This window comes from Pantoea sp. 22096, from assembly GCF_052045955.1.
In the GTDB taxonomy this organism is placed as follows: Bacteria; Pseudomonadota; Gammaproteobacteria; order Enterobacterales; family Enterobacteriaceae; genus Pantoea; species Pantoea alfalfae.
Genome location: NZ_JBQEPW010000002.1, coordinates 433,355 through 446,071, shown reverse-complemented (window position 1 = coordinate 446,071; position 12,717 = coordinate 433,355). Strand labels below are relative to the sequence as shown.

11 protein-coding genes and 1 pseudogene are annotated in these 12,717 nt (G+C 50.0%); 9 read left to right on the top strand and 3 right to left on the bottom strand.

What is annotated here, in order from left to right:
• Positions 1-76 precede the first annotated feature (76 nt).
• The 8 genes and pseudogenes from ACTJKZ_RS12310 to ACTJKZ_RS12275 all read left to right on the top strand — a co-directional run bounded on the left by ACTJKZ_RS12310 (position 77) and on the right by ACTJKZ_RS12275 (position 8,129).
• Positions 77-1,360: an arsenic transporter gene (locus ACTJKZ_RS12310; protein WP_440829658.1), complete on the top strand. Its 1,284-nt coding sequence runs from the start codon at positions 77-79 to the stop codon at positions 1,358-1,360.
• Positions 1,361-1,409: 49 nt separating this feature from the next.
• Entirely contained in the window at positions 1,410-1,838 is a 429-nt protein-coding gene (gene arsC, locus ACTJKZ_RS12305; protein ID WP_222925570.1) for a glutaredoxin-dependent arsenate reductase, read from the top strand.
• Between the two features lie 78 nt (positions 1,839-1,916).
• Positions 1,917-2,507 (top strand): annotated as a pseudogene (locus ACTJKZ_RS12300) (DinB/UmuC family translesion DNA polymerase); the annotation flags it as partial.
• 165 nt (positions 2,508-2,672) lie between these two features.
• The gene (ycgZ, locus tag ACTJKZ_RS12295) at positions 2,673-2,912 is read left to right on the top strand and encodes a regulatory protein YcgZ (protein ID WP_253418014.1); all 240 of its coding nucleotides are present in this window, start codon (positions 2,673-2,675) and stop codon (positions 2,910-2,912) included.
• Between the two features lie 55 nt (positions 2,913-2,967).
• Positions 2,968-3,246: a hypothetical protein gene (locus ACTJKZ_RS12290; RefSeq protein WP_285088531.1), complete on the top strand. Its 279-nt coding sequence runs from the start codon at positions 2,968-2,970 to the stop codon at positions 3,244-3,246.
• An 871-nt stretch (positions 3,247-4,117) separates the two neighbouring features.
• Positions 4,118-5,677, top strand: a complete 1,560-nt coding sequence (locus tag ACTJKZ_RS12285; RefSeq protein WP_161735752.1) for a sensor domain-containing diguanylate cyclase — start codon at positions 4,118-4,120, stop codon at positions 5,675-5,677.
• A gap of 316 nt (positions 5,678-5,993) precedes the next feature.
• A complete protein-coding gene (locus ACTJKZ_RS12280) occupies positions 5,994-6,629 on the top strand; it encodes a DUF2268 domain-containing protein (protein ID WP_440829657.1) in 636 nt (211 codons plus the stop codon).
• A gap of 612 nt (positions 6,630-7,241) precedes the next feature.
• The gene (locus tag ACTJKZ_RS12275; RefSeq protein WP_134187325.1) at positions 7,242-8,129 is read left to right on the top strand and encodes a GntR family transcriptional regulator; all 888 of its coding nucleotides are present in this window, start codon (positions 7,242-7,244) and stop codon (positions 8,127-8,129) included.
• Between the two features lie 42 nt (positions 8,130-8,171).
• Here ACTJKZ_RS12275 and ACTJKZ_RS12270 read toward each other — a convergent pair whose 3' ends face one another.
• Together ACTJKZ_RS12270 and phbB are read right to left on the bottom strand one after the other, a co-directional pair.
• A complete protein-coding gene (locus ACTJKZ_RS12270) occupies positions 8,172-9,509 on the bottom strand; it encodes a CitMHS family transporter (RefSeq protein ID WP_440829656.1) in 1,338 nt (445 codons plus the stop codon).
• 81 nt (positions 9,510-9,590) lie between these two features.
• A complete protein-coding gene (gene phbB / locus ACTJKZ_RS12265; protein WP_440829655.1) occupies positions 9,591-10,334 on the bottom strand; it encodes an acetoacetyl-CoA reductase in 744 nt (247 codons plus the stop codon).
• Between the two features lie 315 nt (positions 10,335-10,649).
• Here phbB and ACTJKZ_RS12260 point away from each other — a divergent pair, with 315 nt between their 5' ends.
• On the top strand, positions 10,650-11,753 hold the full coding sequence (locus ACTJKZ_RS12260) for a lactonase family protein (protein WP_440829654.1): 1,104 nt from the start codon (positions 10,650-10,652) through the stop codon (positions 11,751-11,753).
• A gap of 1 nt (position 11,754) precedes the next feature.
• Here the strand turns inward: ACTJKZ_RS12260 and ACTJKZ_RS12255 are convergent, their stop codons facing one another.
• Positions 11,755-12,708, bottom strand: a complete 954-nt coding sequence (locus tag ACTJKZ_RS12255; protein ID WP_440829653.1) for a LysR family transcriptional regulator — start codon at positions 12,706-12,708, stop codon at positions 11,755-11,757.
• Between the last annotated feature and the right edge of the window lie 9 nt (positions 12,709-12,717).

Sequence of the window (12,717 nt, the reverse complement as noted above, 5' to 3'; positions counted from 1 at the left end):
CGAAACATATCCGAATTTTCGAATATGTTATAAGCAGCACGGATCAATGGGCCATTTTATTCAAAAAGGAGAAGATATGTTTCTGGCGGGTGAGATTTTCGTCCTGACCCTGATACTGGTTATCTGGCAGCCAAAAGGACTCAGTATCGGCTGGAGTGCCGTTATCGGCGCTGCGCTGGCACTGCTGACCGGCGTAGTACACATCGGAGACATCCCTGTGGTCTGGCAGATTGTCTGGAACGCCACGGCCACGTTTATTGCGGTCATAATCATCAGTCTGCTGCTCGATGAGTCAGGCTTTTTTGAATGGGCCGCGCTGCACGTCTCCCGCTGGGGAGGCGGTAAAGGCAGGCTGCTTTTCACGTATATCGTTCTGCTGGGGGCGGCGGTGGCGGCCCTGTTCGCCAATGACGGGGCGGCGCTCATTCTGACGCCGATCGTTATCGCTATGCTGCTGGCGCTGGGCTTCAGCCCCGGTGCCACGCTGGCATTTGTGATGGCGGCGGGCTTTATCGCCGATACCTCCAGCCTGCCGCTCATCGTATCGAACCTGGTCAACATCGTCACGGCGGACTTCTTTAAGCTGGGTTTTAGCGAATATGCCTCGGTGATGGTGCCGGTGAATATAGCCTCAGTTGCCGCCACGCTGGTCATGCTGCACCTGTTTTTCCGCAGGGATATCCCCGCCACTTACGACCTTGCGAAGCTTAAATCACCGCGTGAGGCTATTCGCGATGCGCGCACCTTTAAAACCGGCTGGATTGTTCTCATTCTGCTGCTGGTCGGCTTCTTTGCCCTCGAACCACTCGGCGTGCCGATCAGCCTGGTGGCAGCGGTGGCGGCTTTTATTCTCTGGCTGGTAGCCCGTAAAGGCCATGTGATTGATACCGGAAAGGTACTGAAAGGTGCGCCCTGGCAGATCGTTATCTTTTCGCTGGGCATGTATCTGGTGGTATACGGACTACGCAATGCCGGGCTGACTGATTACCTTTCCGCCGCGCTGAACCGGTTTGCAGAGCATGGTGTCTGGGGCGCAACGCTCGGCACCGGCTTTCTGACGGCGGCGCTTTCCTCGGTGATGAACAACATGCCTGCCGTGCTGGTTGGGGCGCTTTCGATTGACGGCAGCACCGCGCAGGGCGTGGTGAAGGAGGCGATGATTTACGCCAACATCATCGGCTGCGACCTCGGCCCGAAAATCACCCCTATCGGCAGCCTCGCTACCCTGCTGTGGCTGCACGTCCTGGCACAGAAAAACATTACCGTCAGCTGGGGTTACTACTTCCGCGTGGGCATGGTGATGACCCTGCCGGTACTGTTTGTGACGCTGTCGGCGCTTGCTCTGCGCCTGTCTGTTTAACACTGGCAACGGTGCTGTGACTATGCAGCGCCTTAACGGAGTACCACTTATGACTGACATTACCATTTACCACAACCCGGCCTGCGGGACATCCCGCAACACCCTCGCGCTTATCCGTAACAGCGGCGCCGAACCCACGGTTATTTTGTATCTGAAATCGCCACCGTCGCGCGATGAGCTGAAGAAGCTGATTGCGGACATGGGCATCGGCGTGCGTGCCCTGCTGCGCAAAAATACCGAACCTTACGAACAGCTCTGCCTGGCAGAAGACCGCTTCAGCAATGAAGAATTGCTCGATGCCATGCTGGCTCATCCGATCCTCATTAATCGCCCGGTGGTGGTGACGCCGCTCGGAACGAAGCTGTGCCGTCCCTCCGAAGAGGTTCTGGACATCCTGCCGGACCCGCAGAAGGGCGCATTTACCAAAGAGCAGGGTGAAACAGTTATTGATGAGCACGGGAACCGTGTCAGCCTCTGATTTTTACCAGGCTGCGGGCATAACAGTGTGAAAAAGCCGGCATCAGCCGACTTTTTATATGCTGCGCTGGTTTACCCGCTCAGGGAGCTGCGCGGCGAGTCATGTCTGGCGCTTGAGGAATTTGCACCCACCAGACAGCAGGTTGTCTGCTCACGCTCATTCGGTTCACGTATCCCTGAGTACATGGATATGCAGCAGGCGGTATGCGCATTTGCTGAGCATGCCGCCGAAGAGCTGAGAAAAGAAAGGCAGTACTGCAGGCAGATAACCGTTTTTGTGCCGACCAGCCGGCATGCTGACGGTGGGGTGTCTTACGGTAATCAGGCAACCGGCAAACTGCTGACCCCGTCGAACGACACCCGCGATATTATCCAGGTCGCCATAGATGCGCTTTAACGGATATAGGTAGACGGGCATCGTTATATGAATGCGGGCGTAATGCTGGGCGACTTCTATAGCCAGGGCGTGGCTCAGCTCAGTCTGTTTGATGAATACCGTCCACAGGCCAACAGTGAGGTTCTGATGCGGGTGGTTGACGGACTTAACCAGAGCGGCAAGGCCAGCCTGTTTTTTGCAGGGCAGGGGATCCAGAAATCCTGGTCGATGAAGAGAGACATGCTGTCGCCAGCCTATACAAAGCCGGTATGGGACCCGCCCCGGGCAAGATAAGACTCCAGGCAGGCTGTAGCAATACTCCAGCCGGATGGAGACTCTCCCGGCCTCTGTCCTTGTCAGTAGCTGTTATAAGCGAAACGGAAATATCTGTACAAAGCCATGTTTTTTGTATAATTTGCGCAAAAAAGGTCATTTTCGAATCATACAGTGGGGTCAGTCATGCAACTCAAGCTGAACAGCACAGGTTTCAACAGCGATATCGCTGACTATTTCAGCCGCGCAAAATTACCTTCGCAGCAGGAAATTCTCGGTGCAGTTGTTGCTGAGATTCTCCGCTCAGGTCAGATACTGAACCGCAAAGCTATCTGCTTAAGGCTGATTGTACGTCTTGATAAGGCTTCATCTGACGCAGAAGAGCAGCAGTTGCATGCGCTGATAGAGCTGTTGTTCAGCAAATGAGTTTTACTACGCTGCCGTCTTTTCGGTGTTGTGAGACAGGAGACCAGTTGCGGTAATGACAGAACAGGATATGCAATTGCTGCGTGATGTGTTCATCGGGGAGGCGACCCTCGCCATACTTAATGACAACACACGCGTCTCATGGCCGGGCATACTGAACAAGCTGAACAGTTTTCTCAAAACAGAGAGCGATACTTACAGGATTAATGCCCTGAAACGGGCAATCAATGATGTCAGCGACGAAATCAAAAGGCGCGATGCACTACAGAGAAGTGGCATGGGAGAATTCACCATGAACTCAACCGACAATTACGATGATCTGACCTGGCATTGATCGTCTTTTCATATCCCTTTTTTCCGGATGACAGGGCAGTGCCCTGCGTGCGGTCTCTGCAGAGGTATCCCGACAGGGGCATGTTCTCTCTGATTACTCAAAGGGAGATGTGTATTGACCTTCTCAGTCCTGGTGTACTGCGCGGCTGTAGGGTAATTCTGATGGGCCTCAAAGAGGCAACGGGATCATCCTGATCGGCTTCCGGCGTTCGCCAGATCGGTTTTAATTAATTCACTTCATCTGCTGCTCAATAAATTTCAGACAACTGAAGCGGACTTTACTGTGAATGGTGCTATCACGCAGTCACTGAAATGCACGCGTAATGGTGTCAGCTGTTTCAGTATTGTTCCGCGTCGGCACCCTCGTTCATGCCAGCCATCTTATCTGAAGTAATATGCGCTTTGTTTTTTCAATTTGTCTCAGGATGGTTTTAAGATACCCCGTAGCATCATGTAATACTTCCTTTCCGGGAGTGGAAAAACAGTACTCCTCTCATTATCTTACCTATTTTTTCATGACTGAAAGGTGATTTTCAGGATGTGAATTTAAACAATAGGTGAGTGTCTGTATGAAAATATAAATCCGCCTCACCCGAAATCCCACATGAAAGCCTCAACCCTCAGTGCCGGGGGCTTCAACCTCATCGTGCTGATGTCCGGCAGCGCCAGAAGCGGAGTTGGATGACCTCACCGCGCATGCATTAACGAAATAAATGAATCTCACTGCCCCTGACCGCACCGGTGTGGAGGAAGAGATGGCATCGGGTCACGCCCGGTTTATCCCGGCCGTTCAGCATTACCCTCCGGGGATATGCCCTTCATGTGATAAGCTTATTCATAAATTATGTTTCAGTTTCAGACTGGATGAGGATATGAATACCTTGGATAACAAAACCGGCAGCTCCGTGCCACCTTATGTGCGCAATTCGCTGGGCCGGACCATGGCCTTTTTCCTGCTGCTGACCGTGCTTGCCGTCGTGGGTGTTAATATATGGACGCTGTGGAACTCCTGGCAGCACAATCAGAAGTTACGCGAGGACGATGCCCGCAACCTGTCGGTTTCGCTGGCAAAACAGGCGGAAGACGCCTTCCTTCAGGTGGATATTACGCTGGCTGACGCGGTCAGGCAGCTCACCCTTAACGGGCTTAACTATGCGGCAACACCCGCCTTTGCCTCGCAGCTTAAAGAGAAGCAGGAGAGGCTGCGTCAGCTGCACGGCCTGTTTATTTATGACGCGCAGGGTAAGTGGATTGCCACATCGGGTAATTACACGCCTGCAAAAGGGAACAATGCTGACAGAGAGTATTTTGCCTGGCACCGCACACACACCGGGACCGGCGTGCACGTGGGGCGTGTTATCCGCAGCCGCTCGACGGGCGACCTGGTCATTCCCGTATCGGTGCGCCTGAATGATGAGGTAGGTCGCTTCGCCGGCATCGCGCTGGCTACGGTAAAGGTTGACTACTTCCGGCAGTTCTACAGCTACTATACGCTGGGTGAACGCGACGTCCTGGCGCTGATACTGGCTGACACTTCTGTGTTGTATATCCGGCCTTTTCCGGACACGGCCATTAACCGCAGTCTTTCATCCAGCCCACTGTTTACAACGGTCCTGAAAACGTCTGCCAGCGGCAGCGCAACGTGGCGTTCAGCTCTGGATGGCGTCGAGCGGGTATATGGCTACGCTCGTCTTGAACAGTATCCCCTGATAGTCACAGCGGGATATGACCGTGATGCAATCAGGACAGCGTGGCTTTCTGCCAATGCTGCCGACGTTGTGCTGAACCTGGTGTTGCTTATGATGATTACCGGCATGGGTATGTTTGTGCTCAGACAGGTAAAGGCTAACGTCAGAAACCAGATTGAACTGACGCAGGTTAGGGATGAACTTACCACCATCAACCACACGCTGCAGACTCTGGCGCTGATTGACGGACTGACCGGGCTGGCGAATCGCCGTCAGTTTGACGCTATGCTGGAAAAGGCCCTGCAGCGCTCGTACACGTCAGGCGAACCTGTATCCCTGATTATGTTTGATATTGATTTCTTCAAGCGTTACAACGACACGTACGGACACGTGGGAGGGGATGCGTGCCTGCAAAAGGTGGGCGTCATTCTGAAGGGGCTCACTCACCGCAGTGGCGACGTGGTGGCACGCTACGGCGGCGAGGAGTTTGCCATTATTCTGCCTTTCACCGGTAAAGCCGATGCAGAAAAAGTGGCACGGCGGGCGGTAGCGGCCGTTATGAGTGCCGGAATAGTTCATGAAAGCTCCGGGCTTCCGGAAGGGGTCGTTACCCTCAGCGCCGGTTACTGCGCTCTGATTTCTGACGGCCAGGCGGATCAGGCTGAGCGTCTGAAGCAGCAGGCTGACAGAGCACTTTATGAGGCGAAAAGCAGCGGTCGCAACCGCGTTCATGGCATGAGGTAATATGGTTTTCCGGGACGAGGCATGTTGTCCGGTACTGGGAGATTTTAGCCTCCACTTATTGATACCGGACTTTCATTGCTGCTGATTTTGTACGCATACTTATCGCCGGTAAATGCGCTACTGGCACAGATCTGACTGCTGCATAAGTCGATGTCCGCTTCTGGCTCATAGCGGACTTTGTCGCGCGCGCATGTCCGCGCTGTGCCAGGAGCGGACATTAGTGATCATTGCTCGGCCACTTGCTGAGTAGCAACATGGCATGCCCTCTATGTCTGTTAGTATGCGCACATTACTAATGTTTCTGGGTAAGAATCACATGTCTCAAATAACCATCCATATTCTGAACGCTCAGGATAAACTCACTGTTCACAGTGAATGGCTGCGAACTAACCTGACCGATACCTACGTACAAGTCACAAGGTTGATGCCGACTCCTTCAGTAGATATCGTAGTTAAGGCCGGGAAGTTGGTTATCCCTGAAAAAGGGCATGCCGGTTATTGTCCTGAAGCTGGTGTTATCTATATAACCGTCGATCCTGAAAACCCTGCATTCTGCAAAAACGTTGCGCACTCTATTGAGCGTCTATTTGCTCATGAACTTCACCATGCTGCAAGGTGGGCAGGACCGGGATACGGCTCAACGCTGGGAGAAGTGCTTGTCTCTGAAGGACTGGCCGGGCATTTTTCTCTTGAGCTTTTGGGGGGTGAATGTGAGCCCTGGGAAAGCCTCAGGTCTGATATTGTAAAGCCCTACTATCCACTCATGCTTGAAAACTGGCATCGCACTGATTACGACCATAATGCCTGGTTTTTCGGAACAGGAGATTTACCAAGGTGGCTGGGTTATACGGCAGGTTTCAACCTGATAGCCAGGTATCTCGCATCATCCCCAAACTTGAAAGCATCAATGCTGGCGAACATAGATGCTGAGGAGTTAAAGGCTTTTATATGACGTACATACTTTTTATTTCCTTTAAGCTTTTATTCAACTTTTAAGCGAAAGTCGCATAGTCCGATTCTCGCTCATAGCGGACATGGGTCTATACACAGTCCGCTTCGTGCCAGAAGCGGACGTTGCTAAAGCTTAGGTTAATTGAGGAATACCATCAGATTTTGACCTTTACCCCACCTGAACAAACACCGTGTTGGATACGTAACGGAACAGTCATTAAGTCGAAGGAGCTCAAACACAGCCGGAAGCTGAGCTTGATAATATTAAGCGTGCACTGTCACTCCCTCCTTAAGCCTTAAACTTTCCGTGTGCTTGTCACGCATGCTGTCAGTTAATTCAAGCATGTAGCCAATTATCAAAATCCAGATATGTGGATGCACGCAAAACGTATGCCAGCTTAAGTCAAAGGGATCCACTCGGGTATTCAGAATTCGTTGTTAGAATTATCAAAGCTGGTGGTGTCTGGTTCCATGGTCTAAAAATTGTAGTAACTATCAATAAAATAGAGTGTTGCACTAAAAAAATTGCATTTTTAATTGCATTTAATCATTTTTAAATGCAATTATTTTGTTGGATTTTGTACTTCTGACCGAACATCTTAGGGCTATCAGCATGAAAATAAGTGCTCTTACAGAAAGGCTATCTCAGAAAATCATCTCGATGATCGATAGCGGCGGATTGGTAGCAGGTGGGCATATCAGCGTGCCAAAGCTGGCAGAGTCCTTTGACGTATCACGCTCGCCGGTGCGTGAGGCTTTAGTCTATCTTGAACATAAAGGCATACTTGAGCAGCAGCGTAACCGGGGATTTTTCGTTAAACAGGATTATGCCCCGCCCCTCAAGAGCACTAATGAAAGTGAAGCCGACAGCGATTTACCTGAGTATTATCAGCTAGCTGAAGATTGGTTGCAGGATAAGATTGAATCAGAAGTTAACGAACTTTATTTGTTAAAGCGTTACAACCTTTCTAAAACACAGCTCACTACCATTTTGGCGCGCGGTATCAGTGAAGGATGGGTTGAGCGCAAACAAGGATATGGCTGGCGTTTTTTACCGGTCGCCAAGACGAAGGCTGCCCTCGAGCATATCTTCAGCTTCCGTATGGTCATTGAACCGATGGCCATTCTTGAATCAACGTTTAAAGCGCCTCAGAGCAAGATTGATGAAATAAAACGTGAACTGGATATGCTTCTGGTAAGTGGTATAGAGCGCTTGTCTCCAACCCAACTGCAGCTTGCCGGTTATCGCTTTCATGAAACCGTAATTAGCTTCTCAAATAATCCATTTTTTGAGATTTCACTGCGCAACGTTAACCGTATGCGACGTCTGATGGATTATCGCATCATGGATGACCGCAGCCGTTACTACGCTGAAGTTAAAGATCACATGCACCTGCTGTCATTGATTGAATCTGGACAGCTTATCGAGGCGTCCTACATGATGAAACAGCATCTTGCGGTGGCGCTGGAGAACAAGAAACAACGCAGCATCGGTGTATAAAAAAATGGCCCTTTCGGGCCATTTTTTATTGCTCTAACGATATTACCCTGCGGGTGAATACAGCGGATAGAGCCCCAACAAAAGACCCGATGCCAGGAAGATCATGCAGAGCAGGAATGCCCACTTAAAGGTGTATTTTTGATGGTCACTAAATTCCACTCCGGCCAGACCAACCAACAGATAAGTGGATGCCACTAAAGGGCTCAGTAAGTGAATTGGCTGACCAACTAACGATGCACGGCCAATTTCTACCGGGTCGATACCGTATACTTTCGCAGCCTCGGCCAGCACCGGCAGTACACCATAGTAGAAGGCATCATTAGACATAAAGAACGTGCCCGGAAGGCTAATCAGTGCAGTAATCGGTGCCAGATATGGCCCCCAGGAATCAGGCAACACGTCCAGCAGAGAAGCTGACATTGCTGTGACCATGCCGGTTCCCGAAAGAATTCCAGCAAAGATCCCTGCCGCCAGGAAGATAGACGTTTGGTTAAGTGCGGCCGGTGCATGCGCTGCAATACGCTGACGCTGTGCATCAATGTGGGGATAGTTAATCAGCAGTGCGAGTGCAAACGCCACCATGAATAATACTGACAGTGGCAACAGTTCCATAACCAGTGAGCCCATCAGAAGTAAGGTCAAACCGGCGTTGAGCCAAAACAACTTAGGACGGCGCAACTCTTCATTTATTTCATTAATTGCTGGCAGATAGCTTTCTGCATCATCTTCCGTTACTGAGCCATATCCGTTGGTATTGATACTCAGCTTACCTAAACGACGGCGTTCACGAATGCCGATATACCATGAAAGAACCAGTACGCCGACAAAGCCACATACCATTGTTGGGATCAGTGGAATAAACAGATCGCTTGACTCAACCTTGAGTGAAGCTGCAACGCGGGCTAATGGACCACCCCATGGCAGAAGGTTGGTAATACTACCTGATAGGAACACCACACAGGTCAATGCTAATGGGTCCAGACGGATGCGCTTGAAAAGCGGCAGCATGGCAGTCACACAGATCATATAGGTGGTTGAACCGTCACCATCAAGTGACACCATCGCCGCCAAAACCGCGCTACACATAACTGCTTTAACCGGATCACCATTAATTATTCGCAGGAAGAAACGAATAATGGGATCAAATAATCCGGTATCAAACATGGTGCTAAAGTAGAGAATGGCAAAAATGACCATGATGGCCGTTGGAGCAACTTTTTTAAGTCCCTCAATCATCATTTCGCCCATCTCTCCACCGAATCCTGCAAGCAGAGCAAATATTATTGGAATAATAATCAGAGCGACCAGTGCAGAAAGTTTTTTTGTCATGATCAGGATCATAAAGACCACAATCATGCCATATCCCATAAGCGAGAGCATAAGAGCCTCCAACGCATATTATTGCTAATATGCGTGATAATTAATTTACGAAGATTTTTATCCGGACGTGCTGTTAATTAATTAGCCCATATGCAGGCCGCCATTAACAGAGAAATCAGCGCCTGTAGCGAACCCTGACTCATCAGATGCAAGCCAGGAACAAATGGACGCGACTTCCTGTGGAGAACCTAAACGACGGACTGGAATTTCCTGGACGATTTTATCAATGATCTGAACAGGTGTGACTGTCTTCAGTTTAGACGTGGCCAGATAACCCGGTGAGACGGTATTCACTGTCACGCCGCGTGCAGAGACTTCACGTGCCAGCGCACGCGTAAAACCACGGACTGCAGATTTAGCTGTGGAGTAGTTAACCTGGCCGGTTTGACCGATTTGCGCATTTACGGAAGAAATATTGATAATGCGCCCCCAGCCTCGCGACATCATGCCATCAACGACTTGCTTAGTGACGTTGAATAATGAGTTCATGTTAGTATTAATAACCGCTTGCCACTCTTGCGGATGCATATCCCTAAATAACACGTTGCGTGCTGTGCCTGCATTATTAACTAATACGTCGATTTCACCAATTTCACTTTTTATTTTTTCAAAGGCTTTTACTGTTGATTCCCAGTCGGCAACGTTGCCTTCTGAAGCAACAAAATCAAAGCCAAGTTTTTTATTATCGTCTAGCCAGGCAGCTTTACGTTGAGAATTGGGGCCGCATCCTGCAACTACTTTAAAACCATCCTTCGCCAGGCGGCGACAAATAGCGGTTCCAAGACTTCCCATCCCGGATGTGACATACGCAATACGTTGGGTCATAACCCTTCTCCCAGATGCATTTATGTAACAGTTTTTACGACTTGTTAACAGTAAGCGACTTGCGCTTTTTTTTAGCAATATCGGACCGTTGAAATTGTGACCATGATCGTTAAATTTCTGCATTTAATTAACTTCAAATGCAATTTCGGTTGTCCTGTGCAATCCTGGTCTGGCAGGTATTTTAAGATGGGTAGGCTAAATACAAGCGTATCAGTTGGGTTTCGGCAAGGCTCAAAATGAAATCGTGACATCCATCACAGGTTTATTTCTGCACTTATGTTTAAATAAATGCATATTGCGCTACTGGAGCTTTAAATGGATAAGTTCGCCTATGTTGGCTGCCGTACATCCGAATGGCGAGGTGCGCGCGGAAAAGGAATCGAGGTTTACCATATAGATGATTCAGGCAACTGGCATCACATCCAGCGTGTCATATCTGTTCAGGAAAACCCGTCCTGGCTCACGTTAGATAAAAAACGTAATCGCTTGTATGTGCTGCATGGTGATGGCAATCAGATTGCGATTTTTGCACGCAATCCTTTGGCGGGCACCCTGACATTAGTATCGGAGCAAACCACTGGGCCGCAAAATGCGCATCCAGATCTTGATCCATTACGACGCAATAATCCGGTTCATGCAGCACTTACACCTGATGGCCATCATCTTTTAATTGCTAACCATGAAGGTGGAAACGTTGCGGCACTGCCGTTTGCGGATGACGACACGCTACTTGCGCCTGATCATTTGGCACTGGTTGAAGGACATGCGCACTCAGATGAGGCGCCGAGCCTGTCACGCCCTCATGAAATTATTTTTGCTCCCAACAGTGACTTCTATGCATTGCCAATTCAGGGACGTCAGGCGGGAAATGGCATCGATATGGTGCGTATTTACCAATGGCGAGGTGAGCAATCACTGTTGAATGACGAAGTGCTTTTGCCTGCGGGAACCTGGCCGCGACATGTCGACTTTCACCCAACTGGCAACTGGCTTTACAGCTTGAGCGAACTTGGCAATACCATCACCGTTTTCGACTTCGATCGGGAAACCGGCAATCTTAGTCTGAAGGAAACGCATAGCAGCTTGCCAGAAGGGTTTGAAGAACGGAATGACGCCAGCGAAATTGAAGTGCATCCATCTGGGCGATTTTTATATGCCGCAAACCGTGGTCATAACAGCATTGCAGTATTCAGAATCGATCAACTTGAGGGTAGCCTGACACCTCAAGGTTGGGTTTATTGCGGTGGAAACACCCCGCGCTTTACCACCATCTCTGCTGATGGAAAGCGTTTTTACAGTGCCAATGAGGACTCGGATACCATCCGTATTTTCAGCATTAATGAAGAAACCGGCATGCTCAAAGATACCAACAAAGAAATAGTTACTGCCAGCCCAACCTGTATTGTGTTCTCCAGCTAATTCAGTGTTTGAGACCAGCTTCATTGATGCTGGTCTCAAATGTTTGCTCCTCTTCTTCAACATTTGGCCGTTTTGACGGCGTAACATTTTCTATAAATGCTTTAACTGAAGGGGAAGCTAATGCATAACTCTTCACACCCACGTAGAGCTCACGTTTAGCCCATGGCTCGATAAGCGGAATACACTTTACCGTGTCATTGCTACGCGTTTGCGCGATTTCATTAACGGGTAAGATGGCGATGCCCAGCCGCTGCGCAACCAGTTCAGCCATCGAGACAAAACTACTCACTCTCAGGCCGATGTTGAGAGCTTTGCCAAGCTTTCTGGCTTCACGATCCAGTATGTGGCTCACGGCGCTTTCCCTATGAGGGCCGATCATTTTTTCATCTATACAATCGGCCAACTGCAGAGAGCTGCGTTCAGCTAACGGATGTCCCTGCCACACCAGAACCGAGAGTTGGTCATGCTGCCATGGCCAGACTTCGATACCTGAAGCGGGCGTCCAGCTGGAAAAGAAACCCACATCTGCATCGCCCTGTAACAGTCCCTGAACCACGCCAATCCCTGTGTGCTCTTCAATATCAATATCGGTATGTGGATAGTGCGTCAGAAACTGGCTAATGGCGCGCGGCAGATAATGCATCAGTGCTGCTGAGATAGTGAAGATACGGATGTGACCGCGAACGCCAGCCACGTAATCATTCAGCTCTTCTTCCATCTGATCAAGATTGCGAAACACCTGGCGTGCATGAAACAACAAGGAGTGACCGGCTGGCGTAAGTTCAATGCCGCGCGGCAGGCGCAACATTAAGGGTGTCCCGATTTGCTGCTCAAGCTCAGCAATGCGTTTGCTCACAGCCGAAACAGCCAAATGCTTGCGTCGCGCTGCGCGGGTGAGATTGTGTTCCTCCGCCACCGCGACAAACAACGAGAGTGAGACCAGATCGTAACGCATAGGCATCCT

Excerpts from the sequence above, each read along its gene's own strand:
- ACTJKZ_RS12310 (WP_440829658.1), top strand. The coding sequence starts at position 77 with ATGTTTCTGGCGGGTGAGATTTTCGTCCTGACCCTGATACTGGTTATC.
- arsC (WP_222925570.1), top strand. The coding sequence starts at position 1,410 with ATGACTGACATTACCATTTACCACAACCCGGCCTGCGGGACATCCCGC.
- ycgZ (WP_253418014.1), top strand. The coding sequence starts at position 2,673 with ATGCAACTCAAGCTGAACAGCACAGGTTTCAACAGCGATATCGCTGAC.
- ACTJKZ_RS12290 (WP_285088531.1), top strand. The coding sequence starts at position 2,968 with ATGACAGAACAGGATATGCAATTGCTGCGTGATGTGTTCATCGGGGAG.
- ACTJKZ_RS12285 (WP_161735752.1), top strand. The coding sequence starts at position 4,118 with ATGAATACCTTGGATAACAAAACCGGCAGCTCCGTGCCACCTTATGTG.
- ACTJKZ_RS12280 (WP_440829657.1), top strand. The coding sequence starts at position 5,994 with ATGTCTCAAATAACCATCCATATTCTGAACGCTCAGGATAAACTCACT.
- ACTJKZ_RS12275 (WP_134187325.1), top strand. The coding sequence starts at position 7,242 with ATGAAAATAAGTGCTCTTACAGAAAGGCTATCTCAGAAAATCATCTCG.
- ACTJKZ_RS12270 (WP_440829656.1), bottom strand. The coding sequence starts at position 9,509 with ATGCTCTCGCTTATGGGATATGGCATGATTGTGGTCTTTATGATCCTG.
- phbB (WP_440829655.1), bottom strand. The coding sequence starts at position 10,334 with ATGACCCAACGTATTGCGTATGTCACATCCGGGATGGGAAGTCTTGGA.
- ACTJKZ_RS12260 (WP_440829654.1), top strand. The coding sequence starts at position 10,650 with ATGGATAAGTTCGCCTATGTTGGCTGCCGTACATCCGAATGGCGAGGT.
- ACTJKZ_RS12255 (WP_440829653.1), bottom strand. The coding sequence starts at position 12,708 with ATGCGTTACGATCTGGTCTCACTCTCGTTGTTTGTCGCGGTGGCGGAG.